This is a genomic window from Staphylococcus sp. ZWU0021, from assembly GCF_000798895.1.
Taxonomy (GTDB): domain Bacteria; phylum Bacillota; class Bacilli; order Staphylococcales; family Staphylococcaceae; genus Staphylococcus; species Staphylococcus saprophyticus.
In genome coordinates, this window is record NZ_JTLN01000005.1 from 203,336 (window position 1) to 229,104 (window position 25,769).

Consider the following 25,769-nt stretch of genomic DNA (forward strand, 5'->3'; position numbering starts at 1 on the left):
ATAAAAGATGAGACTAGAAACTTAATAATTCATTAAGCCTTCTAGTCTCGTCTTTGATAATTTTTCATATATGGCGTTGCAGTTATCGATTCATTATTTCATTTGCTTGTTTAACCACATTTTCTATTAGTGCCCAAGCCGACATATGTTGTACAAGCCTTGGACTTTGACCACTCCATAAATGTGTCCACTGCGCATTACCTTTATTTGCGGCTTCTTTGCGCAATGCATTTGTCAGTTGATTTTGTATCGGATAATCTGGAATTTCATCATCATATTCATTCATTTTATGAATAAATTCATTCTCTATGCCTCTTGCTGGTTTACCAGTAATAACATTAGTGACAACTGTATCCGTTTCTTTACTTTGACTAATTGCATGCTTATATAGTTGACTTGCACCACTTTCATCTGATGTTAAAAATGCTGTGCCCATTTGAACACCTTCTGCGCCTAATACCATACTAGCCACTAATCCTCTACCATCCATAATCCCGCCTGCTGCTACGACTGGGATATTGATTTGATCAACCATTTGAGGAACTAAAGACATGGTGCCAATAAGCGGTGTAAGTTGGCTTGCAGTTTCAGAAAACGCGCCTCTATGACCACCTGCTTCACTACCTTGCGCAATGACCATATCCATTCCTGCAGATTCATTGGCTATTGCCTCTTCAACACTTGTTGCTGTGCCAATTAATTTAATATGACGTTCTTTTAATTTTTCAATAACTGTTTGTTCTGGAATACCAAATGTAAATGAAACCGCAGGCACACCTTTTTCAATAACTAGGTCAATCGCATCTTCAAATTGCTGTTTTTCAGTCATATTGATTACAGGCTCTTCTATATTAAATGCACGTCTATAGGGCTTTAACCATGCATTCATATGTTCCACTTTTTCAGGGATGTATAATTTATCACTTGGTACGAATAAATTGACTGCATAAGGTAAATCCGTTAATTCTTGAACATAAGTAATTTCTTGTTCTAATCTATCTGAACTAAAATATCCTGCTCCAATTGTACCTAATCCACCAGCATTACTCACAGTTGCAACTAATTCAGGTGTCGTTGAACCAGCCATGCCCGCTTGAATAATTGGATATTTCACATTCAATAACCCAGTAACTCTTGTAGATAATTTCATACCAACATACTCCTTTAATACACGTCTAAGGCAAGTCGAGACGCAGACTACCTTATCCGTTTTGATTTGATCAGCAACCAACTCAAATTCACACTAGATGGATACTTCCTCAAAAACTATTTTTCACTATATGCTTTTTTCTGTAATTCTAATTTTTCCTTTTCTTCTTCGTCCATTTCATCTTCAATTTCCATTCCGAGCATCTCTTCAATCAGATCTTCATGAGAAACAATCGCATCGGTGCCACCATATTCATCTAACACAATCGCTAAATGCTTTCTTGAAACTGTCATTTTTCTTAACACCCACTCGGCTCTATTGTGCTCATTCACAAATAAAGGTTCAGATGTATAGTTTAAAATATCATTATCTGGTTCACGACTCCATGCAAGTAAGTATTTAGAATGGAAAATACCTATCACATCATCTATATCTTCATCATAGACTGGATATCTAGTGTAAGGCTTTGATACGACTGTCTCATATGCATCTTCGTATGAAACATCTGATGGAAAAGCTGTAACATTGATGCGTGGTGTTGTATCTATATCTGTAATCTTTAATTGCTCAAAATCCATGACACCTTGTATGCGATTTCGTTCTATTTCATTAAACGCACCTTCACTGCCTGCAATCGTCACCATCTGTCTAATTTCTTCTTTAGAAAAGCGCTTTGTCTCATCTGTACCATTTGATAGTGCTTTATTTATCAAATCTGTTAATGCATTTAATATCTTAGTGATTGGTTTAAAAATAAATACAAAAAATGAAATTGGTGTATAAATCAAACGCGACATTCTGTCAGGATAAGTGGCGGCGATAGATTTGGGTATAACTTCCGAAATAATGATAATTGCTATCGTAGTTACTGCTGTAGCTAACCCAACATTAACCCTCATATCAACTGCAAGAATTGTTACAAGTGTCGGTAAAATAATATTTGCAATATTATTACCTATTAAAATCGTAGTTATAAATTCACTCGGTTTACTTAATAACTTTGCGAGTTTTCCGGCTTTTTTGTTTCCGTGTTGTGCATCTGTTTGTATCTTCATCCTGTTTGCAGCAGTTAAAGCTGTTTCACTTCCTGAAAAGAAAAATGAAGCAAACAAAAGTATGATTATAGCAATAATCATCAGTGCAAGACTCCTTTAGCAATCATTATTAAAAAACTTTATATTTTGATAATTTATTCCCTAATCCTATATATGATAAACACGCTTCCACCTGATAGATTAAATGATATAGCATATATCTAAAACCGAAATAAAGCTTATACGGTGTAGCTTCACTTTTTCATCATCCTCATGTTAAACTACTTTATCACCATAATTTGCTCTACAAATTTAAATAACAGACAAGAGTATTTCTATGGCCAAAGTTCAATAATGCCAAAGTTGTGGTATGCCACTTGATAAAAAAACACCAGCTGGTACAGAAAGTGATGGTATTTTATCGAAAAAATACTGTCTTCATTGTTACCAAGATGGTGCTTTTACAATGAACCTAGATTTTGATGCAATGTACGCATATAACCTGAAAAGATTCCAATAATCCGATATGAATAAAGTTCAAAAATTCTTTTTAAACAAAATGTACACAAAAAAATTCATGGCAAAATTAGATAGTTGGCGTAAATGACACTAAGTTTATACACTATGTAATATGGCAAGCAATGCATATGATTACTTCCAACATTGAACCTGTATGTTTACACTGAAATCATATCAAAAAAACACGAGTATACACTATAGTTAAAGTATCACTTGATGCACACTTTAACCATAGGTATTACTCGTGTTTTATTATTTTATAAAAGAAAGTTAGAGATTAGAAAATCTTAACCAATACTTCCTTCCATTTCGAATTTAATTAAACGGTTCATTTCAACAGCATATTCCATTGGAAGTTCTTTCGTGAATGGTTCAATGAAGCCCATTACGATCATTTCTGTAGCTTCTTCTTCAGAAATACCACGACTCATCAAGTAGAATAATTGTTCTTCAGAAACTTTTGAAACTTTCGCTTCATGCTCTAAAGAAATATTATCATTGAATACTTCATTATAAGGAATTGTATCTGAAGTTGACTCATTATCTAAAATTAAAGTATCACATTCGATGTTTGAACGTGCACCTTTCGCTTTACGACCAAAATGAACGATACCACGATAAACAACTTTACCGCCATCTTTAGAAATAGATTTAGAGACAATCGTTGAAGATGTATTAGGTGCTTTATGAATCATTTTAGCGCCTGCATCTTGAACTTGTCCTTTACCAGCAAATGCAATCGATAATGTGCTACCTTTAGCGCCTTCACCCATTAGTACACAGTTTGGATATTTCATAGTTAATTTAGAACCTAAGTTACCATCAACCCATTCCATGTTACCATTTTCGTATACTAATGTACGTTTCGTTACTAAGTTATAAACATTGTTTGCCCAGTTTTGGATTGTTGTATAACGCACGTGTGCATCTTTATGAACAATAATTTCAACAACAGCTGAGTGTAATGAGCTTGTTGAGTAAACAGGGGCAGTACAACCTTCAACATAGTTCACTGAAGCACCTTCATCTGCAATGATTAAAGTACGTTCGAATTGTCCCATATTTTCTGAGTTAATACGGAAATAAGCTTGTAATGGTGTATCTAATTTAATATTTTTAGGTACGTAGATGAATGAACCACCTGACCATACAGCTGAGTTTAACGCTGAGAATTTGTTATCTGCAGCTGGCACAACCGTTGAGAAATACTGCTTAAATAACTCTTCGTTTTCTCTTAAAGCACTGTCTGTATCTTTAAAGATAATGCCTTTATCTTCAAGTTCTTTTTCCATATTATGGTAAACAACTTCTGACTCATATTGTGCTGAAACACCAGCAAGATATTTTTGCTCTGCTTCTGGAATACCAAGTTTATCAAATGTACGTTTGATTTCTTCTGGTACTTCATCCCAAGAACGTTCAGTGTTCTCTGATGGCTTAACATAGTAAGTGATATCATCAAAATCCAATTCTGATAAATCCCCACCCCATTGTGGCATAGGCATTTTATAAAATTGTTTTAATGATTTCAATCTATAATTTAGCATCCATTCTGGTTCTTCTTTCATATTTGAAATTTCACGGACAATATTTTCCGTCAAACCGCGTTCTGATCTAAAAATGGAAACATCTTCATCGTGGAAACCATATTGATAATTCCCAACATCAGGTGCTTTTTTAGCCATTTAAATCACTCCTTTTATATATTAAAAAACGACTAACGTGCTAATTGATTTGTCTGTTATTTGCATTTTTTACTTTATCTCATAGAGACTATTATTCTATCTATACATATTCACGTTTATTTATCTTGTTGTTCTTTCCAGTTTGAATGGAATTTTACACAATGTCAACGTATCAATTCGAATGAATCTTTACTCTTCTGTATTGCCTTCCTTTTCAACTGTACCCTTTTCAAGTGCTTTCCAAGCTAATGTGGCACATTTAATTCTTGCTGGAAATTGCGCAACACCTTGTAACGCTTCAATGTCGCCCATATCTTCGCTAATTTCATATTCTTCACCAAGCATCATTTTTGAAAATTCTTGGCTCATTTTCATAGCGTCAGCCAATGTGTGACCTTTGACCGCTTCTGTCATCATAGAAGCGCTCGACATAGAAATAGAACAACCTTCACCATCAAATTTAGCATCTTTAATGAAACCATCTTCGATATCAAACGTTAGATGAATGCGATCCCCACAAGTTGGATTGTTCATGTCTACCGTCATAGAACCATTGTCTAAAGTGCCTTTATTTCTAGGACTTTTATAATGATCCATTATAACTGAACGATACAACTGATTTAAATTATTAAAATTCATATGAGAAAAACTCCTTCGTTTGTTTCAATGCTTCAACGAATTGGTCAATATCTTCTTTCGTGTTATAAATGTAAAAACTTGCACGCGCTGTAGAAGATTGGTTTAACCATTTCATAAGTGGTTGTGCACAATGATGTCCTGCTCTTACTGCTACGCCTTCAGTATCTACTGCAGTCGCAACGTCATGTGCATGAACATCAACCATATTAAAAGTAATGACACCTGCACGTTTGTCTTTGGCAGGTCCATAAATTTCAATACCATCTACTTCTGACATTTTATCATAAGCGTATGCAGTTAATTCTGATTCATGTTGATGAATCGCTTCGAAGCCAATATTTTGTAAATATCTAATTGCTTCGGCCAAACCAATTGCCTGTGCAATTAATGGTGTACCAGCTTCAAATTTAGTCGGTAAATCTGCCCATGAAGCATCGTACTTACTTACAAAATCTATCATGTCACCGCCGAATTCGGTAGGCTCCATTTTATTAAGTAGCGTACGTTTACCATACAGAACACCAATACCTGTTGGCCCTAGCATTTTATGGCCACTAAAGCTATAGAAATCGACATCTAACGCTTGCATATCTAGTGCCATATGAGGCGCAGCTTGTGCACCATCAACACTGATAATTGCACCGTGTTGGTGTGCGATTTCAGTAATTGCTTTAATATCATTAATCGTACCTAAGACATTAGAAACATGTGCAATCGCAACAATTTTCGTATTATCATTGATTGTTGCCTTAACATCTTCTAACGCTAATTGTCCATCTTCAGTCATTGGTATAAATTTCAAATGTGCATTTTTACGTTTAGCTAATTGTTGCCACGGCACAATATTTGCATGATGTTCCATTTCAGTAACAACAATCTCATCACCTTCAGAAACATGTGCGTCACCATAACTATGTGCAACAATATTAATAGAAGCCGTTGTACCTCTTGTAAAAATGACTTCCTCAAAATATTTAGCATTAATGAAACGTCTGACTGTTTCACGTGCACTCTCGTAACCATCTGTTGCTAATGAACCAAGTGTGTGAACACCACGATGCACATTTGAGTTATAACGTTTGTAATAATCCGCCATAACATCAATCACTTGAACAGGCGTTTGGCTAGTGGCCGTTGTATCTAAATACGCTAATCTTTTTCCATTCACTTGTTGGTTGAGAATCGGAAAATCTTTTATAATTTCAGTAACATTTAATGTATCAGTCAAATTATTCACAGGCCTTCCTTAATTAAGAATCAATAATCAGACCTTAGTAAAGGTTCAATCATAACTTGTAAAACGTATTTAATAACCATTTACATACGTTCAAATTTTGACATCACAATTTAATTACTACTGTCCTTGACTACATTTATTTTTGTTAATTATTTGTTTACTTTAAGTTCAATTACTTCACGCAATTGGCGTTTTACATCTTCGATAGGTAATTCACGTACTACTGGATCTAAGAAACCGTGAATAACTAAACGTTCAGCTTCTTGACGAGAAATACCACGACTCATTAAGTAATAAAGTTGTTCTGGATCTACACGACCAACAGAAGCTGCATGTCCAGCCTCTACATCATCTTCATCAATTAATAAGATTGGGTTAGCATCTCCTCGAGCATTTTCAGATAGCATTAATACACGAGATTCTTGGTTTGCATTTGATTTCGTACCACCATGTTTAATATAACCAATACCATTAAATACAGTTGACGCACTTTCAAGCATAACACCGTGTTTTAAAATATAACCAATCGTTTCTTTACCATACTGAACAATTTTAGAAGTTAAATTGATTTTTTGACTTCCAGTTCCAACTACCACGGACTTCAATTCACTTTCAGAACGATCACCGATTAAGTTGGTTGTATTATCAATAATTTGACTACCTTCATTCATTAGACCTAAAGCCCAATTAATCTTCGCATCGGCATCTGCTGTACCACGACGAATGATATGACCTGTAAAGCCTTTATCTAAATAATCAACTGATCCGTAAGTGATTTTTGAGTTAGCACCAGCAATTACTTCTGAAATAATGTTTAGTTGATTGCCTTCACCGTCTGCATTTGATAAATAGTTCTCTACGTACGTTACTTCCGCACTTTCTTCAGCAGCAATAATAACATGATTGTAAAAACTTGCTTGGTTGTCATCATGTAACACAACATATTGAATAGGATGCTCCACGACAACGTTTTTAGGTACGTAAACAAACATACCACCGTTTAATAACGCTGTGTGTAACGCAGTCAATCTATGCTCATCTACAACTACTGCTTCTTTCATGAAATATTGTTTCACTAAATCTGGGTGATTTACTAACGCATCTGCTAAGCCTTCTACAATGACACCGTCATTTTTTGCAGAGTCAGAAACTTTAGAAAAAGCAAGTGTATTATTATGTTGGATAATTAAATTTTCTGAGTTCTCAATATCAATAATCTCTTTAACAGCTTCTGGCAATGCTTCTAATGATTGATATACATCGCCTGTCGTTTCATGTTGTTTAAATGAGTCAAAATCCCATCTATTAATTTTTGTTTTATCTGGTTTTGGCATTTCTAAAGTTTCGGTTAATTTCAACGCTTCTTTACGTAATTCTGTTAACCAAGCTGGCTCATTATGGGCTTGTGAATACTCAACAAGTTGCGCTTCAGAAATGTTCAAAGTTTCAGTCGTCATACTATTTTCCTCCCATTTGATGATTATATGATTTAATTCATCGGCTTAAATCAAGACCTTAAATCTTCATCTAAATTAATATATTTAATATGAGTTGAGACTTATTCTGCAGCACCGAACTCTTCTTTAACCCATTCGTAACCTTCTTCTTCAAGGCGTTTCGCTAATTCAGGACCGCCTGAAGTAACTACTTTACCACCATACATTACATGAACGTGATCAGGTGTGATGTAGTTTAATAGACGTTGATAGTGCGTAATGATTAATGAACCGAACTCTTTACCACGCATTTGGTTGATACCTTTAGAAACAACTTTTAGCGCATCGATATCTAAACCAGAGTCAATTTCATCTAAAATAGCAAATTTAGGTTCTAACATCATTAATTGTAAAATCTCATTACGTTTTTTCTCTCCGCCTGAGAAACCTTCATTTAAATAACGTTGAGCCATATCTTGATCTATATCTAAATAGTCCATTTCTTTATCAAGTTTCTTAATGAATTGCATTAAGTTAATTTCTTCGCCTTCTTCACGCTTTGCATTAATTGCTGAACGCATGAAATCTGCATTAGTTACACCAGTGATTTCTGATGGATATTGCATTGCTAAGAAAAGACCTGCTTTCGCACGTTCGTCAACTTCTAATTCTAAGATGTTGACGCCATCTAAGATAACTTCCCCTTGAGTTACTTCAAAGCTAGGGTGTCCCATGATTGCAGATGATAATGTTGATTTACCCGTACCATTTGGCCCCATAATTGCGTGTATTTCACCAGTGTTAATTGTTAAGTTAACACCTTTTAAGATTTCTTTATCTTCTATAGACACATGTAGGTCTTTAATTTCTAATGTTGATGGCATACATATTCCCTCCGTATTATATGATATGTTTTCCTATCTAGTTTATAATAATTTTAATCTACAGTCAAAAGACTGAGCCCTTGTTACATCATCTCATTATAACGTAGTTATAAGTGAATATAAACCTTTTCAAGTGCTAAATTAAAATCGTTATTAAAACACAATCATTTTCGATAATAATAGTAAGTATTTCTTAACTGATAAAAAACGATATCATGTTCTCAATGGTAATTTTTCGCAATATAATCAAAAATATATTTTTTACATCCTTTTTATTTTACGTGTTTCATTATTGTAATAGGCCATATTATGCTATTATCATTAATACATTTTATTTAAGAAAGGAATTGAATATGTCAAAAATCAAATGGTCAAATCTTTGGAAAGGTTTTGCGATGGGGACGACAGATCTCGTACCTGGTGTTAGTGGTGGTACAATCGCGCTCTTACTGGGTATATACGATGATTTCATACATTCTATCAGTGGTCTTTTTTCAAAACGTTTTTGGGAAAGTTTAAAGTTTTTACTGCCTATCGGTATCGGCATGGTAGTTGCAATCGGTTTACTTAGTAAACTAATAAACTATTTACTTAGTACGCATACTGTTCCAACAATGTTCTTCTTTGTAGGTTTAATTGGTGGTATCATCCCCTATTTATTAAAAACTTCTCGATTCAAACACACTTTTACAACACCGCATTATTTATTATTAGTTGTAGGCATTATCGTCATAGTAATGATGACTGTGATGAATAGTGGTGATAAGCATGCGGGAGAAACACTATCACTTTCAACAGGCCTTATATTAAAATATTTTATTGCTGGCGCATGTGCTTCAAGTGCGATGTTATTACCAGGCATTTCAGGATCATTTATGTTACTCGTATTCGGTGTTTACGGTACAATCATGTATGCTATTTCTGAATTTGTTTCACTTAACTTTGCAGCCTTACCTATTTTAATCACTGTCGGTTGTGGTGTATTATTTGGATTCTTGTGTTCTAGTAAATTAATCCAATATTTATTGTCTTATTATACTTATTTAACATACGCATTAATCATAGGATTTGTAATTGGTTCACTATATGCTGTATTCCCCGGTTTACCAAGTACAATAATGATTTGGATTGTATCAATCGTTACGCTGTTATTAGGTTTTGTGATCAGTTATAGATTAGGTAGGGTGACCGCCGATTAACAGTTTCAACCTAAATTATAATCATGCTTCAAAAAAAATCACTCAGTGTAATACGTTACACTAGCCATGAATTCTTAATTTTTATATAATAGAATATCAATCGGTATAGATTGAATAACAAATCAATGGAGGAATTAATTAATTTTTGGGAACCCTTATTAGTTTAATCACATTTATAGTATTACTTGCATTAACTGCATTCTTCGTTGCGACAGAATTCGCAATCGTCAAAGTACGTTCATCTCGTATCAATTCACTTGCTAGTGGAAATAATAAAAATGCGATTGCCGCTAAAAAAGTCGTAACGCATTTAGATGAATACCTAGCTGCTTGTCAATTAGGTATCACAATTACCGCTCTAGGAATAGGTATGGTCGGTGAATCCACTTTCGAATTTTTATTACATCCCTTATTTAGTAGTATTGGACTTTCTGAAACAATGATCCATATATTCACCTTAATCAGTGCTTTTGTTATTGCGACTTACTTACACGTTGTTGTTGGAGAAATGGCACCTAAGACCATTGCAATTCAAAAAGCTGAACAAATCACATTAATCATTGCCAAACCAATCATTATGTTTTACAAAATATTTTATCCATTTATATATACCCTTAATGGTTCGGCGCGTTTAATTTTAAAAATGTTCGGCATGCAACCTGCTAAAGAAAGTGAATTGTATCATTCAGAAGAAGAGTTAAAGCTATTAATTAAAGAAAGTCACGAAGGTGGAGAAATCTCTGAAAACGAATTAACTCATATTAATCGTGCTTTCGCTTTTGATGAAATGAAAATAAAAGACGGTTATCTACCTTTAGAAAAAGTTTCTGTTATCGATATAAATAGCGATATAAATGAAACAAAACCTTATGTAAACAATGCAAACTATACTAGATTTCCGGTAATCAAAGATAATCCAACGAACATTGTTGGCTACATTCATTCAAAAGATTTATTAAATGACAGTGTCACTTCAGTTCAGGAAATCACACACGATATCCTTAAAATTAAATTGACTACAAAATATCATCAGGTACTTGAACAAATGAAATCGCAACAAATTCATATCGCCCTTGTTGAAGATGAAAATCAACAAGCTATAGGTATCATTACAATGGAAAACATTTTAGAAAATATCGTCGGCGATATTAAAGATGAACACGATTAACATAAAATAATAAAACATAGGCGCAATAGGCACATATCATAAGACGTGACCTATTGCGCTTTTTTGTAAATTTAATTCTATATAACAAAATAACTTATGCAGAGGAGCGATCAATATTCAATACATTAAACATTTGCCTGGTAAATGGAAGATTATTGCGTCAACGTTTAATATGTGGACTTCTGGCAAAAAAGCAAATCCTTCTATCTCTTATTCAATAATAGAAAAGGAACCATTAATATTGCTAGACAAAGTACAGTATCAAACAAAATACAAAACAAAATCTATCTTAGGTTACGATAAATTAAAGGACGATCAATTTACTTGGACAGGCAAAGGATTGTTACGATGTTTCTCTAGCAAGTGGCGTATTATTTATTTAGATTCCGACATACTTATTATTCAATTTTCTTCCACTTTAGTAACAAAAGCTGGTATGGACATCCTAATCAAAGAAGAAGATGCAGGCAAATTATATAAAAAACGATTAAAGCATCAACCGAACTCATTTAATTTAAGTAAAGACATTATACAAAGTTTCCAATGGTTAATTTGATTTAAAAATTGAAAAACTAAAGTGTTTTTAATTGGTATTTAAATTTTAGGAATTAATGAACATTACAGAGCAAAATTTAATATTAGTTTCCAAATATCAAATTTTTTGAAAGACATTAAAATTAAATTTAGCCATTCATTTGAGCTTTTCTATATCACAAATACTTCAAACTATAGCGCGTTTAGTAATAATAACGAAAAACAAGCGTATAGTAACTATGCTTTGTTTACGTGTGGAACGTAAAAAATAACTAACACTCGTCTTTTACTTTGTAGTTGTAGTTTTAAATAATGCCCTTTTACAATATCCTAGACACAAAAACAACCCTTTAACTATTGGAGTTAAAGGGTTTGTTAATTAATTCAATATTATTTTGCTGGTACAACCGCACCATCGTAATGATCGTTGATGTAATCTTTAATTTCTTTAGATTGTAATACATCCATTAAAGCTTTGATTTTTTTATCGTCTTTATGTCCATCTTTAACTGCAATTAGGTTTGCATATGGATTATCTTTCGCTTTTTCTAAGACAATAGAATCATCTTTAGGGCTTAATTTTTGATCAATGGCAAAGTTAGAGTTAATGATGACGGCATCTGCATCTTCCTTTTGATAAATTTTTGGTAAATATTCTGCTGATTGTTTATTGTTAAATTTGATATCTTTTTTATTTTCTACAATATCATCAAATTTAGCATCTTCAATTTTAACACCTTTTTTAATTTTAATAAGTCCAGCGTCTTGGAAGAATTTTAAGAAACGACCTTCTTCAGCAGGATTATTTGAAACATAGACAGTAGCACCTTTAGGTAAATCTTTTAAACTTTTATATTTTTTAGAATATACGGCCATAGGTTCTAAATGAACATTACCTGCAGATTCAATCTTATAGCCTTTATCTTTTTTCTCAGTGTTTAAGTAAGGTGTATGTTGGAAGAAATTTGCGTCAATTTCTCCTTTATCTAATAATTTATTAGGTGTTGTATAATCATTGATTGTTTTAATCTTTAAATCATAACCTTTATCTTTTAATAACGGTTTTGCTTTTTCAAGAATTTCAGCGTGTGGCGCTGGTGAAGCACCAACAGTAATCGTCTTATCTTTACCGCCACCACCGTTACCACATGCAGCTAGAACAAGCGCAAGCACAACGACCGAAGCTAAACTTAATAACTTTTTCATATAAAAATCTCCCCTTTATGAATTTATCTTTTATCAATTTTATTTGTTGCCCAATCACCAATAAATTGAATAATGAACACAATAATAAGTATTAAAATAGTTGAAACAAATATGACATCATTTTGATTACGTGTGAATCCTGTTAAATAAGCTAAGTTACCTAAACCACCTGCACCGATGACACCTGCAACTGCTGTAGAACCAACTAATGCGATGGCTGTCACTGTGATGCCAGATACTAATGCTGGCATTGCTTCTGGTAAAAGTACTTTTCTCACTACAGTCCAAGTACTCGCTCCCATTGACCAAGCCGCTTCGATTACACCTTTATCAATTTCTTTAAATGCGATTTCCACTAATCTTGCATAGAATGGTGCTGCACTGATGATTAATGCTGGCAATGCACCTGTAGGACCACTGATTGTGCCTAATACTAAACTTGTAAATGGAATTAACAATAAGATTAAAATGATAAACGGAATCGCTCTGAATAAATTCACAATGAATGAAACAATGCTATAAAATACTCTAGCGACTGGTGACTTACTTTTAGCTGATAAAAAGAGCAAGACACCTAAAATAATTCCTAAAACAAATGCAAATATTGTTGCTATTACCGTCATATAGATGGTTTCATATGTTGCAACCCAAACTTCTTCCCAGCTTACGTTTGGCATTGTAAACATTTCTCGGAGGATATCGCTTAATGAATTACCCATGTTTAACCACCTCCACAGATACATGTTGTGCCTCTAAATCATTTTTGAATTTTTCAAATTTTTCTGAATTTGCAACGGCAAATTGTATGATTAAAAATCCGATAGAACCGTCTTTTGTATGTTTAATATTAGCTTCCAAAATATTGACATCTAAATTGTGTGTCTTCGTTATGTATGACACTAATGGTTCCGTTGCGTTGTTCCCAGTAAAATTCAAACGCACAACGTAATCATTTTCATTAAGTGACACGAGTTCACTAATTGATTCGTCGAAGTCATCATTTAAGTCATCCTTCACAAAGCGTTTTGTCACATCGTGTTGTGGATTTTCGAATACACTTGAAACTTTGCCTTGTTCTATCACTTTACCATTTTCCATTACTGCAACTTCATCGCAAATACGTCTAATGACATGCATTTCATGTGTAATAATAACGATGGTTAAGTTTCTTTCTTCTTTTATTTTCAATAATAGTTCTAAGATTTCATCTGTTGTCTGTGGATCTAATGCACTTGTCGCTTCATCACATAATAATACAGATGGTTCGTTAGCTAATGCTCTCGCAATACCCACACGTTGTTTTTGCCCACCTGATAATTCTGAAGGATAAGCATCTTCTCTCCCTTTCAATCCGACCAATTCCACTAACTCAAGCGCACGTTGCTTGGCTTCTTGTCGTGAAATCCCTGCGATTTCTAATGGGAATGTAATATTGTTTAATACAGTACGTGACCATAATAAATTGAAATGTTGAAAAATCATACTCACTTTTTGACGTTTTTTTCTTAAGTCCGATTTTGATAGCTTACCTATAGTGTCACCATCTATAATAACGTCTCCTGATGTTGGTTGCTCAAGATGATTTAAAAGTCTTATTAATGTACTTTTCCCCGCACCTGAAAAACCAACAACACCAAAAATTGAGCCTGATTGAATACTTAAATCAACATGATCTACAGCAAGTACGTCCTGTTTTTTCGTTTTGTACCTTTTGACTATTTGATTTAACTCAATCATTCTGTTGCCTCCTCGTATTGCTTTGTTTCAATTAAATAAAAAATGCTTTCCCTATGTTCATTGAAGAATAGAGAAAGCAACGTTTGCTTCTCTCATCTTCTAAAGTTTCTATGAACTTTATGTGAATTGGCACCATTTCTGTTACAGACGGTTGCCGGGCTTCAAAGGGCACATCCCTCCACCTCTCGTGATAAGAGTTTCGTTATTTAATTATTTTTAATCCTACCATCGCACTAATGATTCGTCAATAATTATTTTAAATTTTCTAACAAATTAGGGACGGATTGAAATGCGTAAATTCTTTTTTGCTCTTCACCTTTTGACATCAACATCAACACAGGTACAGATTGTATTTCATGTTCCTGACTAAAATCTGGATGAAAATTCAAATCGATTTTAGTAATTGGTAATTTTAATATTTCATTAGCAATGTCTAACATTCTTTCAGAAACTTTACAGGTACCACATGTCGGTGTGTATCCAAATATAAGATATTTTTCCTGATTTATATGTTCATCTATATTGACGCGTTGTTGATTTGTTACCTTCATGTTAATAAACTTACCCTTTCAGCTATATAATCCAATTTCGCTTTAGCTACTTTTTCTTCATCCTTTACCGTAAACCCATGCTTTTCAAGCACTCTGGATAAATATCGTTTAGGACAACGTGCAACCTCACAATATTGTTTATCTATTCTTATATGTCTACTTTCACTTAAATATCGTTTAAACCATTTTCGAATTTTTTCACCTTCATCATCGGCATCGACAAGTATATACACTTGTTTATCGTATAATGTATCAATCATTTCATCAATTTTATTGACACCCATCGTACCATTAGTACAAATAATATCGATTGGTTGATCGATTACTTGTTTTACCCGCTTTTTGTCTGACTTTCCTTCTACAATAATTACTTGGTTTAGTATCGCCATGACATCCACCCTCTAAATGTTGATAGTAAATTTCTCTATTTAGTTCTTCACAATACTGAGTGACCATAAACATCCTTTACAGTTTTCTAATTTCATCTTATTATGGCAATCCATTTTTGTCAGCTAAATACACTTACCTACAACAAATGACTACGTCTGCATTTACAAAGTCTTAACAATTTTTTGATTAGTCTCATTTGAATATAGATAAAAAAAGGTAAAATAAAAACTCCAAGATAGTTATATCATGGAGTTCTATGTAATATTATTCACCAATCATTTCAGAATATTGTTCTGCTGACATTAATTCCTCTAATTGACTTTCGTCACTTAATTCAACTTTTACCATCCAAGCTTTTTCGTAAGGTGATTCATTTACGAATTCTGGACTGTCTTCTAGTTCTTCATTAGATTCTAAAACTTTACCTGATACTGGCGCATAAAGTTCTGAAACTGTTTTTACGGACTCAACACTACCAAACGTGTCGCCTTCATTAATTTCATCATCAACTTCTGGTAATTCAACGAATACGATATCGCCAAGTTCACCTTGTGCATATTCAGTGATACCAATTGTTACTGTATTACCTTCAACTTTTACCCACTCATGTTCTTTAGAATATTTTAATTCACTCGGTACTGCCACGAGAATCCCCTCCTAAATGTTTTTACATATTAATGATGCCATATGAATAGCATACAATCAACTATTTAATGGCATCTTTAAATTATTATAATGTTTTCGAAAAACACCGGTAAAGCGTTTTCATTATTTTGTCAAAATAATAGTCCAACGTAATTTAATCACCTTTATTATTTTATGACAACCAAGTTGCTTTATATTCGTCTTCTTTAAATCCAACAGTTACTTTGTCACCTGAAATCGCTAGCGGTCTTTTAACCAACATGCCATTGGCAGATAATAAATCTAACTTTTCATCATCTGTTAAATCTTTAAGTTTATCTTTTAAACCTAATTCACGATATTTAGCGCCATGCGTATTGAACAATTTATTAATATCGATATCAGTTACTTCTAGTATTTCTTTAAACTCATTTTTAGTTGGTGTATGCTGTACGATATCTATGGGTTCAAAACTCACACCGTAATCTTGTAAAAATTTAGCTGCTTTTTTACAAGTTGTACAATTAGGATACTGGTAAAATTTTATCATGATTCTGTACCTCCTATAACTAGTTATCACTAATATATCAAATTTGTTACAAAAACGCTCTAATTAATAAGCTGATTTTTTTTATAACATACAATCGTCCGTTATAATGGTATTACTAATATCAAAAAAAGGAGCAAAATCAATGAAACCTATTAACACAAATGATGCATTTAAAGAAACAATTCAAAGCGATAATCCAGTGATTGTAAAATTCGAAGCTGGTTGGTGCCCTGATTGTAAAGCAATGGATATGTGGATTGATCCAATTCAAGAAAAATACAATGATTATGGTTGGTTCACTGTTAACCGTGATGAATTAGAAGATGTTGCAGCAGAAAATGACGTTATGGGCATCCCTAGTTTACTCGTATTCAAAAATGGTGAAAAATTAGCACACCTACATTCTGCTAATGCGAAATCACCAGATCAAGTTGAATCATTTTTAGAAGAAACGTTTAAATAATCACTTAATTTTTAAACAATAAAAGGAAGCTGAAACATCTTTAGTTATGTTTCAGCTTCCTTTTTAATATGATGCAATGCATCACAGTACTTATAGCAATTAAAATTTTTCTATAATTTCATTAAAGTGACGCTCTCTATGAGGTAACTCGTCTTCTAAATCTGTTAAATATAACAAGCCCACTAATTTTTCATCATCTTTAACCCCAAAGAGTTCTCTAATTTCTGGTGTGAAAATATATGCAGGTGATTTCCAACATGTACCTATACCTGCTTCGTGTAATAACAGCATTAAATTTTGAGCAAATGCACCAAAAGCCATATGATTTTCCAAGTTTTCTTTTTGTCTAGGATCTTCTTTGACAATTAAAGCAAGCATACCACCTAAATGTGTGGCTACTTCATAATGGTTTTGCTGTTTTTTCTGTAAATTAGGAAATGCTATTTCTGATAATTGTTTACTCATATCTCCTAATCTATCTTTTGCAATATGAACTACTCTCCAAGGTTCTCTTAGACCATGGTTAGGCGCATCTGTAGCCTGTTTGATTGCTTTGTATAAAGCGTCGTCATCTATAGTCATATCTCTTTTAAAAATTTTAACACTTCTACGATTCGCAATTGCTTCTTGTAGTTCCATTATATATCGCCCTTTCGTCAATGATAACTATTTTCAATTATAAGACAGGTACAATATATTTTCAAATTACTCGTACATACTAAGTTGCTTTTTCAACGTGGAAACATGTATTTGTCCCGGTGCTTTGGGTGTGTCTAAACAGCCATATGAAATCGACCCTCCAAATACACCCTGTGCTGTTCTTGATATTAAACCAATCTTAGACATGGCAATGCCCACTACATGTTGCGAAACAACATCTGCAGTATCAGACATTGCATTCAATAGGTTTAGTACATCCTGTTTACCATGAGGCATCACAGCAACTTTTATATAATCCGACTCTAGCTGCTGCATTTTATAAAATAAATGCTTTAACGCTTCAAGCTTTGGTGTTTCCTTAAAATTATGGTGAGATAGTACGACTTGAACTTGATTTTTATGAGCTAGTTCAATCAGTTCTTGTAAAATATTGAGTGATCTGGTTTGATCAAATTCTATATCTAACATATCTATATTTTGGCAATTAGCAATTTTCCTTAGAATTTGTATATAGTCATCCTCCCCAAAATCACCTAAACCACCTTGATTTGAAGTTCGATACGTCACTAATAGCTTTTTATTTAGTTTTAAACTTTGAAGATCTTCAACAACTTTTTCGATAGCAATTTCGTTTAAATTTGTCCATTGATCGATTCGTAATTCAATAATATCAATTGAATCTTGAAACTGTATTAAATCATCTATCGTTGATTGTGAGAGTTCTTGTTCTGGTGCAATGGTTACAGCAACTTTTACTTCAGTCATTTAAAAACGCCCTCTTTTTAATAATATTTATAATTGTATAACAACTTCGAAAAAAATTACAAATAATCCTTAAATTATATTTTCTTGATATCTTAGAATGATTTAAATTTTATTTGTTGGGTAAAGAATAAATATGAAAATTTTAGGAGGTAATAAGTATGGCAGTAAATTATGAAACAAAAGCAACAAATACAGGTGGACGTAATGGTCACGTTCAAACTGATGATAAAGCAATTGATGTAGCGATTGTACCACCAGCTCAAGCCGATGCTGAAAAAGGTACGAACCCAGAGCAATTGTTCGCAGCAGGTTACGCTTCATGCTTTAATGGTGCTTTCGATTTAATCTTAAAACAAAATAAAGTAAGAGGCGCTGAGCCAGAAGTTACTTTGACTGTTCGTTTAGAAGATGATCCAGAAGCAGAGAGCCCTAAATTAAGTGTTTCTATTGATGCAAAAGTTAAAAACGTATTATCTCAAGAAGAAGCAGAGAAATATTTACAAGATGCGCATGAGTTTTGTCCTTATTCAAAAGCGACACGTGGTAATATAGAAGTTGACTTAAATGTAGCAGTTGTAGATTAATATTAATATGTAATTCCCCCGAAATTCTAAATTGAATTTCGGGGGTTTTCTTTGCTATTCAGTTCTTGTTGCTTGTTCGTGAAGTCTCATGTTTTAAATACTTTTAATTGTCTTTATATTGGTTATACAGACATACAATTAATATTGAAAAAGAAATAAGAATAAGCACGATTAAAGAAACTATGATTGTTACTAAAGCCCCCATAATTTATGCCTCCGCTTTCATTTATATAACTCACCATATTATAGCATAATTATCCTATTTAATTTCGTTACTTAAAAATTATATTAAGGAATGGTTTAAACTTTATAAAAATATATTTTTTTATAACTTGAATTCTAAATTTATACATATCTTTACAAAAAATTAAATATAGTATTGCTCAAATAAATTTTTTCCTTTAATATTATATATAAATCGCTTAACTACAGTACTTATACTTAATAATTTAGTTTTCTGGATAAGGAGGGAATAAATGACTCATATTCGTTATTTAACAATTGAAGATCTTCCTATATATCACGCGCTTTTACTACAAGGTATTGATAAGAAACTTGAGGTTATGGCATGGAAACTGCAAAATAAAAAATGTCTTGAAGAGGCAAATATTTCTAGAATCCTATCACCGGAGACTACGGACTACAATATTATCGGTGCATTTGATGGTGAGGAATTAATTGGTGCTGTCACATTAATTCATACAAATCGATATAGTATAGCGCATAAAGCTACATTGGAAAACATGTGTGTAAAAGGTGAAAATCACAACGCACGAGCATCTATATCAAACTTGTTAATGCGTAAAGTCTTCGAAATATGTGATGAAAAACAAATTGAGATTTTAATGACTTCCCTTGTTTCAAATAATATTAGTGGCAAAGTATTTTTCAGCAATCTCAATTTTGAGACACTGGTTTTAGAACAACACGCTAGAAAATATGAAGACTATTACGTAGATGAACATTGGCTCATTTACTACTTTAACAAGCAAGATATCGAGTTATTCGAATAAATCATACCGTTGATACCTATTAATTAAAATACGCCATATATTGGTGAATAAAGCGTTTGTATTAATGATTGACTATGTTTCATTTAACATGAATATATCATTCTACCTCTTAATATTTTAAAATAACTTGCAATCCTACGCATAAGCAAATATTATTTTTAATTAAGTACAAAACAGTTTTAATTTTTTTAAATTGATATCATTTTAAAATACAAGAGAGGACTGAATACTTTGAAATATGCTACAACCTTATTGTCACTATTCTTGTCGTTAATTACGTTAGCAACACCTTTACTTGCAATTGGAAAAGTTTTAGAAGGTAACCTACCTATTTTAGCAGGTGGCTTATTTATCTTAGGTGTCTTATTAATTAACATTTACGCTTGTCTACGTGGCGATCGTATTGCGAACATTTTTGCAATATGCGTATCTATTTTTTCATTTATTTTATTAAGTTATCCAATATGGACAGCTTATATTTCTGGATTTATAGCTTAATCTCTTACATATCAATTCAATATAATATTTAAACCTCTATAATTCTAAAGTTATTTAGTTAATTATAGAGGCTTTTTTATTTTCAAATTATATGCCCTATTAATTAATATAAAGTTTTTTGCATATTTTAATTTTACAAATCTTCTGAAAGCGCTATAATATAAAAAATAGGGGGGATTACAAATGAATTTAGCTATATTAGGTTTTATCATGATTATTATATTCATGGTATTAATTATGACACGTAAAATGTCAGCCTTAACTGCGTTAATTGTTATACCAACAATTTTTGCATTAATTGGTGGTTTTTACGCAGGTCTCGGTAAATTTATGCTAGATGGTATTGAAACCGTTGCACCAACAGGGATTATGCTTACTTTCGCAATACTCTATTTTGGTGTGATGATCGACGCGGGATTATTCGAACCTGTCATTAATCAAATTATAAAAGTCGTTAAAGGGGACCCAGTTAAAATCACTTTTGGTACTGTTATTTTAGCATCAATGGTAGCATTAGATGGCGATGGGACAACGACTTTCATTATCACTGTTACTGCAATGATGCCACTTTATAAAAAAATCGGCATGAGTTTATATACATTATCGACGCTGGCACTACTATCCATAGGTGTTATGAATATGTTACCTTGGGGTGGCCCGACGGCACGAGCAATTTCTTCACTGCAAGTCACTACTGAAGAAGTATTTGTACCAATTATTCCTGCTATGATTGCCGGAATTGTTTTCGCTTTTAGCGTTGCATACATATTAGGTAAACGTGCCAAAAAACATATCACATCTTATACAGATATTGACTTAGATGATATTAAACCTACAGATACAAAAGAAGAATCATTACTTAAAAGACCTAAAATGCTTATACCAAATGCCTTGCTTACCATTTCATTGATCGTATGTTTGGTCATTGGTATCATGCCTATCCCAGTTATGTTTATGCTTTGGTTTGGCGTTGCAATTTTACTCAATTATCCAAATCTCAGTATTCAAAATTCAGTTGTAAAAAAACACGCTGGCGATGTACTATCCGTTATTAGTTTAGTATTTGCCTCTGGTATCTTTACTGGTGTAATGAATGGTACTAAGATGGTCAATGAAATGGCTAACGCCTTGGTACACATTATTCCTGATGCAATGGGCAACCATTTTGCTTTAATCACTGCGATACTTAGTGGCCCATTCACCTACTTTATGGCAAATGATCCATTTTATTATGGTGTATTACCAATACTTGCTGAATCAGCGCAACAATTTGGTATCTCTAAAGTTGACATGGCAAGAGCTTCGGTATTAGGACAACCGCTTCATGTATTAAGTCCACTATATGCTGCAGGTTACTTACTTGTCGGTATGTTAGATATTGAATACGGACAAAACCAAAGAATCGTCATAAAATGGGCTATTGGTTCCAGTTTATTTATGATTATTGTAGCCTGTATCCTCGGTATTATACCTTGGTAAAGCATACACAGTAGCAAAAAAATAGATTTTAAATACCTACGACTATTATGATAGCGTAGGTTTGGATATAGACAAATCTACCACATTAATTTGTGGAAGATTTGTCTATTTTTTATATTTATTCATATATGTAGATCGTGCAGGACATATTTTTCATATTGCATTGGCAGTCATTTGACCCAATTTCTATGGAAACAGCGCTAGCCGAAATCTACAAACTAAGACAGTGATTGCGGAAAGAGTGCGTAAAAAACTGCCAACAAAGCCAAGACTTTGCCGACAGTTTGAATTACAACTATTAAGATGTCGAAATTTTTCGGGTCATTTTTTTATAATAAGTTCACAAAATTAGTTATATTTAAGCTTATATTTCTTTAAACCGCAACAGCACTATTCTATAAAATACTTTCAAATTTATATATGCTTTATGAATGATTCAAAAAAATGACATAATAATAATTTATTTTATGAATATCGTTTCATTTTCAACATACATGGGTAAAAGTTAACGTCGGATTTACAATATTAAGGAGTGTTTTTATGAATCAACTTAATGAATGTAATTACGTTAATCCGTCTAAAGTTTCACTTGATTGGGAATGCTTTGTTGTAAGTAAAAGTGATATGGAACTAGATGGTTTACCTAAGGAACTCATTAACTCATGGATGGCTCAAAATATAATTGAACCTTTCTCGATCAGAAATAACGAAATAAATTTTAAAACTCAAGACATTAGAGACGCTTTGAGAAAACAAAATTGGTATTACGATAAGTAAACTTCTTTTTAATTATCTAAGTTCAATATTATTAAGGTATAAACTCAATGCTCTTTTTGCGGATGCTAATACTTCGTGATCAAAATAATGACTATAAAAATACGAGTTTAACTTAATAGAACTTGTTTCATATCTAGGGAAATTTTTATCTCCCATGATATTATGTGCAAGTTGCCCTAACGGTGTATCGTCTTCAATAAAACCAATTACAAAATCATAAAATGTCATAAGCGTTACCTCGACCATCTTTATTTTATTCGTTACACTGTTAATCGTTTTCAAATCTTTATTTAATCATAACAAATAATAACTATTTGTCTATTACGATACATTTTAAAATTTAAAAGTTTTTTAATTGTTTACTGTCGCCACAAGATTTAATTAAGAATTGTAAATTTTATAAAGTTTTTTTTAATTATATGTTAATCTCTAACAATATATTTTAAAGCTGAGTGAAATATCCGTATCAGCCCACTTTTTATTGTCATATATTAATATATTAACAAAACAAACCCTACGCATTCATATGCGTAGGGTTTGTTTGTATCCAAAAACTAAATTTCATTTCGTTTTACTCAGCCTAAATTGTATTGGTTTTAGACTAAGACATTACCGTTTTGATCTGCTGGTTTGAATAATGTTAAAATTGCGCCAATAATCGCTAAAATTTGTGGAATCCCTGTCCAACAAAATACTAGGAAAAGAATACCCATACCTGTTTTTCTTGCGTAAAACTTGTGAATGCCAAAACTACCCAAGAAAACGGCTAAAACAATGTAAATTACTTTATTTACTTCATTCATCGTTCTATCTCCTATCTTCATTATATTACTCATATTATACATTAATCAGCTACTTAATTTAAAGTATATTACTTTTCACTATATCGTAACTCAAAGAATCTTTTTTCTAATCTCAAAATTTCTGTATAATTATCTGGCATGATTTCTGCACTTAATTCTATTAACTTATCTAAGATAAAATCCATTAATCTGGCATTATCTTTTGAATGTTCAAAATGTATTTTCACTTGTTCAATCATTGTATTTTCTACTAAAAGTACAAGTGCACGTCCATATGCTTTATCTACCTTCCCTCTTTGAAAAGCAGGTTCTAAATAATTCAGAATTTCATCTACCTTTTCAAACTCACTAAAGCCAGTCTTAATATGTTCGTTTAGCTTATTTGCAATATCCTTAATTCGTTCATCTTCTTGATTATTATCAGGCATTAATGAATTTCTTACCTCAACTTTTTGTTGTACAATTTCAGATTCAACTTTTTCGAATGATTCTTGATATTCATCAATATTTTTGGATTGTAGTGATTCGATGCTTTGTTTCAATTGTTTTAAATTATTATCTTCCATTGAATTCGATATCCCCCTATAAAAGCGTGTCACAGTTTTAAATTACCTATTTTCCCTTTTTTCAAACTTCACTATAATTTGTATTATCGCTGCTTACACTTAAATATAAAACAGTAATTTCAATATTTTCCCTATTGCTGTTTGTTAATTAGTGATAAGATGATAAGGCTATGAGATATAACAAAACTTGTTCAATGATTTAATTTTATTGAACTCACTATAAACATTTAAACATATTAAAGGAGGTGTAGTGATTTGAATCTACATTTCATGATTGTTTTTTGGCTATCTCTTGTCTTTTTAATTTGTGGTATCGTTTCACTTATCACATACAAATTAAGAGGTTCTGAACAAGCAAAAGAATCATTACTAGGCGTTACAGTAATGTTGCTTATTTTTGGTGTTGTAGGTATCCTATTTGCACTCATATTTAGTTAAATATTGTACCAAAGAATCTCTAATTTAATACGGATGCGCCCTTCAAAGTAGACATTTACTAAATGAAAACGACTTTGCAGGGCTTTTTTATAATCTAGCATAGTTAAAATTATTTAAAAATATACTTTCTATAGCATGACTTTTGCTAGTTTAACTTAAGCATCCAGCTATAATTCATACGTTCATCTTATATTTTAATCTTTAATCAGTTAAAAAAGTGTAAATTAACAAAATCACTATTGCTAAAATAAAAAAGTAAACAAAGCGTTTAACTGCTCGCACCCTCTCATGTTGAACCTCATCTTTTGAGTGATTAGTATTTTCATGCAACCTGGTATTAATAAATAAGAATGGCATCGTTGCTAAAAATGCAAAAATGAGGCTAAGTATTACAATAATAAGAAAATTCATAACATCACCTCTAATGATTTTTATTATCACTATGTTATTCCCTTAAAAATTCAATTTAACTGCGCTATTGTAAATCTCTTGAAATTGTATATTCATTGATACATTTAGTTTATAATATAATCAATACAATTTAACCATTTAGATTCACCTTAGGGAGTGTTATTTATGAAATTAACTTATTTACCTGAATGGCAGCTAATCAATCAAAGTAAACAAGCATTTGCTATTCAAGAAGATGAAAATTCAATTTCCTTAGTCAGTCCAATTAACGACTATGCTATGGGCATTTTAAGCCAAGTATTTTTTACTATTGAAAATGACGAAGTTACTGATACTTCAGTCGAAAACAATAGTCAATCCCTTGTTGCCGAAGTCAAAAAAGCCAATAAACAAATTGTTATTAAGGATATTTAAACGCCTTTATAATTACTAAAAACGGGTATATATTTAATAATCGTTATAACTTTATAGTTGTGGTACCTCATGTCATGAAACAGTGCGTAACTCAGTTTAATAAGATAGGTGTGTGATGGGAATGAAATTATTCAAAAATCTATTACTATTGCTAACTGGTGTACTTGTCGTTCGCGCTTTATTATTGAGTGTCGACAATTCAAATGAAGATAAAATTGAAAATAAAGTAAACGTGCAAGCGGAACAAAAATCATAACCTGTAACACTAAATAAACCTCATTCTTTCGTTCAATCAACTTTAGAATTGTGAGGTTTATTTTAATCTATGTCCATTCATATTTTCAGTCATATATAC

General features: G+C 32.3%; 31 protein-coding genes, 1 pseudogene and 1 riboswitch. Of the genes and pseudogenes, 13 read left to right on the top strand and 19 right to left on the bottom strand.

Features of this window, described 5'->3' with window-relative positions:
* Window positions 1-82: 82 nt before the first annotated feature.
* Both L987_RS01585 and L987_RS01590 read right to left on the bottom strand, forming a co-directional pair.
* A complete protein-coding gene (locus L987_RS01585; RefSeq protein WP_047502559.1) occupies window positions 83-1,150 on the bottom strand; it encodes an NAD(P)H-dependent flavin oxidoreductase in 1,068 nt (355 codons plus the stop codon).
* Between the two features lie 116 nt (window positions 1,151-1,266).
* Window positions 1,267-2,286 (bottom strand): hemolysin family protein, encoded by a 1,020-nt coding sequence (locus L987_RS01590; protein ID WP_047502562.1) that lies wholly within the window; start codon window positions 2,284-2,286, stop codon window positions 1,267-1,269.
* 265 nt (window positions 2,287-2,551) lie between these two features.
* Between L987_RS01590 and L987_RS13355 the strand changes: the two are divergent.
* Window positions 2,552-2,704 (top strand): annotated as a pseudogene (locus L987_RS13355) (zinc ribbon domain-containing protein); the annotation flags it as partial.
* A gap of 286 nt (window positions 2,705-2,990) precedes the next feature.
* On the opposite strand, the gene sufB reads toward L987_RS13355, so the two are convergent.
* The 5 genes from sufB to sufC form a co-directional block, all read right to left on the bottom strand.
* Complete coding sequence (sufB, locus tag L987_RS01595; protein ID WP_002483834.1) at window positions 2,991-4,388, bottom strand: Fe-S cluster assembly protein SufB; 1,398 nt, start codon at window positions 4,386-4,388, stop codon at window positions 2,991-2,993.
* A 189-nt stretch (window positions 4,389-4,577) separates the two neighbouring features.
* Complete coding sequence (gene sufU, locus L987_RS01600; RefSeq protein ID WP_011303539.1) at window positions 4,578-5,027, bottom strand: Fe-S cluster assembly sulfur transfer protein SufU; 450 nt, start codon at window positions 5,025-5,027, stop codon at window positions 4,578-4,580.
* Entirely contained in the window at window positions 5,017-6,255 is a 1,239-nt protein-coding gene (locus tag L987_RS01605) for a cysteine desulfurase (RefSeq protein ID WP_037538939.1), read from the bottom strand. The genes sufU and L987_RS01605 overlap by 11 nt, the downstream gene beginning before the upstream one ends.
* A 158-nt stretch (window positions 6,256-6,413) precedes the next feature.
* Window positions 6,414-7,721 (bottom strand): Fe-S cluster assembly protein SufD, encoded by a 1,308-nt coding sequence (gene sufD / locus L987_RS01610; protein ID WP_002483837.1) that lies wholly within the window; start codon window positions 7,719-7,721, stop codon window positions 6,414-6,416.
* A gap of 101 nt (window positions 7,722-7,822) precedes the next feature.
* On the bottom strand, window positions 7,823-8,584 hold the full coding sequence (gene sufC, locus L987_RS01615) for a Fe-S cluster assembly ATPase SufC (RefSeq protein ID WP_002483838.1): 762 nt from the start codon (window positions 8,582-8,584) through the stop codon (window positions 7,823-7,825).
* 353 nt (window positions 8,585-8,937) lie between these two features.
* Here sufC and L987_RS01620 point away from each other — a divergent pair, with 353 nt between their 5' ends.
* The 3 genes from L987_RS01620 (at window position 8,938) to L987_RS01630 (ending at window position 11,507) form a co-directional block, all read left to right on the top strand.
* Window positions 8,938-9,783: a DUF368 domain-containing protein gene (locus L987_RS01620; protein WP_047502566.1), complete on the top strand. Its 846-nt coding sequence runs from the start codon at window positions 8,938-8,940 to the stop codon at window positions 9,781-9,783.
* Window positions 9,784-9,928: 145 nt separating this feature from the next.
* Window positions 9,929-10,951, top strand: a complete 1,023-nt coding sequence (locus tag L987_RS01625; protein ID WP_047502569.1) for a hemolysin family protein — start codon at window positions 9,929-9,931, stop codon at window positions 10,949-10,951.
* A 133-nt stretch (window positions 10,952-11,084) separates the two neighbouring features.
* Entirely contained in the window at window positions 11,085-11,507 is a 423-nt protein-coding gene (locus L987_RS01630) for a hypothetical protein (protein ID WP_048787520.1), read from the top strand.
* Window positions 11,508-11,875: 368 nt separating this feature from the next.
* On the opposite strand, the gene L987_RS01635 is transcribed toward L987_RS01630, so the two are convergent.
* The 7 genes from L987_RS01635 to L987_RS01665 all read right to left on the bottom strand — a co-directional run bounded on the left by L987_RS01635 (window position 11,876) and on the right by L987_RS01665 (window position 16,543).
* The gene (locus L987_RS01635) at window positions 11,876-12,691 is read right to left on the bottom strand and encodes a MetQ/NlpA family ABC transporter substrate-binding protein (RefSeq protein WP_011303542.1); all 816 of its coding nucleotides are present in this window, start codon (window positions 12,689-12,691) and stop codon (window positions 11,876-11,878) included.
* A gap of 23 nt (window positions 12,692-12,714) precedes the next feature.
* Window positions 12,715-13,410, bottom strand: coding sequence for a methionine ABC transporter permease (locus L987_RS01640; protein WP_037538908.1), 696 nt, complete (start codon window positions 13,408-13,410; stop codon window positions 12,715-12,717).
* Window positions 13,403-14,428, bottom strand: coding sequence for a methionine ABC transporter ATP-binding protein (locus L987_RS01645; protein WP_011303544.1), 1,026 nt, complete (start codon window positions 14,426-14,428; stop codon window positions 13,403-13,405). Before L987_RS01645 ends, L987_RS01640 begins: the two co-directional genes overlap by 8 nt.
* An 89-nt stretch (window positions 14,429-14,517) precedes the next feature.
* A riboswitch (SAM riboswitch) is annotated at window positions 14,518-14,625 on the bottom strand.
* Window positions 14,626-14,679: 54 nt separating this feature from the next.
* Window positions 14,680-14,979 (bottom strand): thioredoxin family protein, encoded by a 300-nt coding sequence (locus L987_RS01650; RefSeq protein WP_011303545.1) that lies wholly within the window; start codon window positions 14,977-14,979, stop codon window positions 14,680-14,682.
* Window positions 14,976-15,368, bottom strand: a complete 393-nt coding sequence (locus L987_RS01655) for a toprim domain-containing protein (protein ID WP_047502571.1) — start codon at window positions 15,366-15,368, stop codon at window positions 14,976-14,978. The genes L987_RS01650 and L987_RS01655 overlap by 4 nt, the downstream gene beginning before the upstream one ends.
* A 265-nt stretch (window positions 15,369-15,633) precedes the next feature.
* Window positions 15,634-16,014, bottom strand: a complete 381-nt coding sequence (gcvH, locus tag L987_RS01660) for a glycine cleavage system protein GcvH (protein WP_011303547.1) — start codon at window positions 16,012-16,014, stop codon at window positions 15,634-15,636.
* Window positions 16,015-16,186: 172 nt separating this feature from the next.
* A complete protein-coding gene (locus L987_RS01665) occupies window positions 16,187-16,543 on the bottom strand; it encodes an arsenate reductase family protein (protein ID WP_011303548.1) in 357 nt (118 codons plus the stop codon).
* 142 nt (window positions 16,544-16,685) lie between these two features.
* Between L987_RS01665 and L987_RS01670 the strand changes: the two genes are divergently transcribed.
* Entirely contained in the window at window positions 16,686-17,006 is a 321-nt protein-coding gene (locus L987_RS01670; RefSeq protein WP_011303549.1) for a thioredoxin family protein, read from the top strand.
* Window positions 17,007-17,105: 99 nt separating this feature from the next.
* On the opposite strand, the gene L987_RS01675 is transcribed toward L987_RS01670, so the two are convergent.
* Entirely contained in the window at window positions 17,106-17,645 is a 540-nt protein-coding gene (locus L987_RS01675) for a nitroreductase family protein (RefSeq protein WP_002483850.1), read from the bottom strand.
* Between the two features lie 66 nt (window positions 17,646-17,711).
* Window positions 17,712-18,431: a type I 3-dehydroquinate dehydratase gene (aroD, locus tag L987_RS01680; protein ID WP_011303550.1), complete on the bottom strand. Its 720-nt coding sequence runs from the start codon at window positions 18,429-18,431 to the stop codon at window positions 17,712-17,714.
* A gap of 158 nt (window positions 18,432-18,589) precedes the next feature.
* Between aroD and L987_RS01685 the strand changes: the two genes are divergently transcribed.
* From L987_RS01685 to L987_RS01705, 5 genes are all read left to right on the top strand, one after another.
* Complete coding sequence (locus tag L987_RS01685; RefSeq protein WP_011303551.1) at window positions 18,590-19,015, top strand: organic hydroperoxide resistance protein; 426 nt, start codon at window positions 18,590-18,592, stop codon at window positions 19,013-19,015.
* A 476-nt stretch (window positions 19,016-19,491) separates the two neighbouring features.
* A complete protein-coding gene (locus tag L987_RS01690; protein WP_002483853.1) occupies window positions 19,492-20,028 on the top strand; it encodes a GNAT family N-acetyltransferase in 537 nt (178 codons plus the stop codon).
* Between the two features lie 231 nt (window positions 20,029-20,259).
* Window positions 20,260-20,526: a hypothetical protein gene (locus L987_RS01695; RefSeq protein WP_011303552.1), complete on the top strand. Its 267-nt coding sequence runs from the start codon at window positions 20,260-20,262 to the stop codon at window positions 20,524-20,526.
* A 183-nt stretch (window positions 20,527-20,709) separates the two neighbouring features.
* Entirely contained in the window at window positions 20,710-22,005 is a 1,296-nt protein-coding gene (locus tag L987_RS01700; RefSeq protein WP_047502573.1) for a CitMHS family transporter, read from the top strand.
* 540 nt (window positions 22,006-22,545) lie between these two features.
* Window positions 22,546-22,782, top strand: coding sequence for a hypothetical protein (locus L987_RS01705; protein WP_011303554.1), 237 nt, complete (start codon window positions 22,546-22,548; stop codon window positions 22,780-22,782).
* A 12-nt stretch (window positions 22,783-22,794) separates the two neighbouring features.
* On the opposite strand, the gene L987_RS01710 is transcribed toward L987_RS01705, so the two are convergent.
* The 3 genes from L987_RS01710 to L987_RS01720 form a co-directional block, all read right to left on the bottom strand.
* The gene (locus tag L987_RS01710; protein WP_047502576.1) at window positions 22,795-23,010 is read right to left on the bottom strand and encodes a YozE family protein; all 216 of its coding nucleotides are present in this window, start codon (window positions 23,008-23,010) and stop codon (window positions 22,795-22,797) included.
* 368 nt (window positions 23,011-23,378) lie between these two features.
* Window positions 23,379-23,585: a TM2 domain-containing protein gene (locus L987_RS01715; protein WP_002483856.1), complete on the bottom strand. Its 207-nt coding sequence runs from the start codon at window positions 23,583-23,585 to the stop codon at window positions 23,379-23,381.
* Window positions 23,586-23,653: 68 nt separating this feature from the next.
* A complete protein-coding gene (locus L987_RS01720) occupies window positions 23,654-24,151 on the bottom strand; it encodes a hypothetical protein (RefSeq protein ID WP_011303556.1) in 498 nt (165 codons plus the stop codon).
* Between the two features lie 255 nt (window positions 24,152-24,406).
* Here L987_RS01720 and tsaT point away from each other — a divergent pair, with 255 nt between their 5' ends.
* The 3 genes from tsaT to L987_RS14275 all read left to right on the top strand — a co-directional run bounded on the left by tsaT (window position 24,407) and on the right by L987_RS14275 (window position 25,670).
* Entirely contained in the window at window positions 24,407-24,589 is a 183-nt protein-coding gene (gene tsaT / locus L987_RS01725; protein ID WP_011303557.1) for a type II toxin-antitoxin system toxin TsaT, read from the top strand.
* A 576-nt stretch (window positions 24,590-25,165) separates the two neighbouring features.
* Window positions 25,166-25,414 (top strand): hypothetical protein, encoded by a 249-nt coding sequence (locus tag L987_RS01735; RefSeq protein WP_011303559.1) that lies wholly within the window; start codon window positions 25,166-25,168, stop codon window positions 25,412-25,414.
* A 121-nt stretch (window positions 25,415-25,535) separates the two neighbouring features.
* Window positions 25,536-25,670 carry a hypothetical protein gene (locus tag L987_RS14275; RefSeq protein ID WP_011303560.1) on the top strand — a complete coding sequence of 45 codons (135 nt, stop codon included), beginning with the start codon at window positions 25,536-25,538 and terminating at the stop codon, window positions 25,668-25,670.
* The last annotated feature ends 99 nt before the right edge of the window (window positions 25,671-25,769 follow it).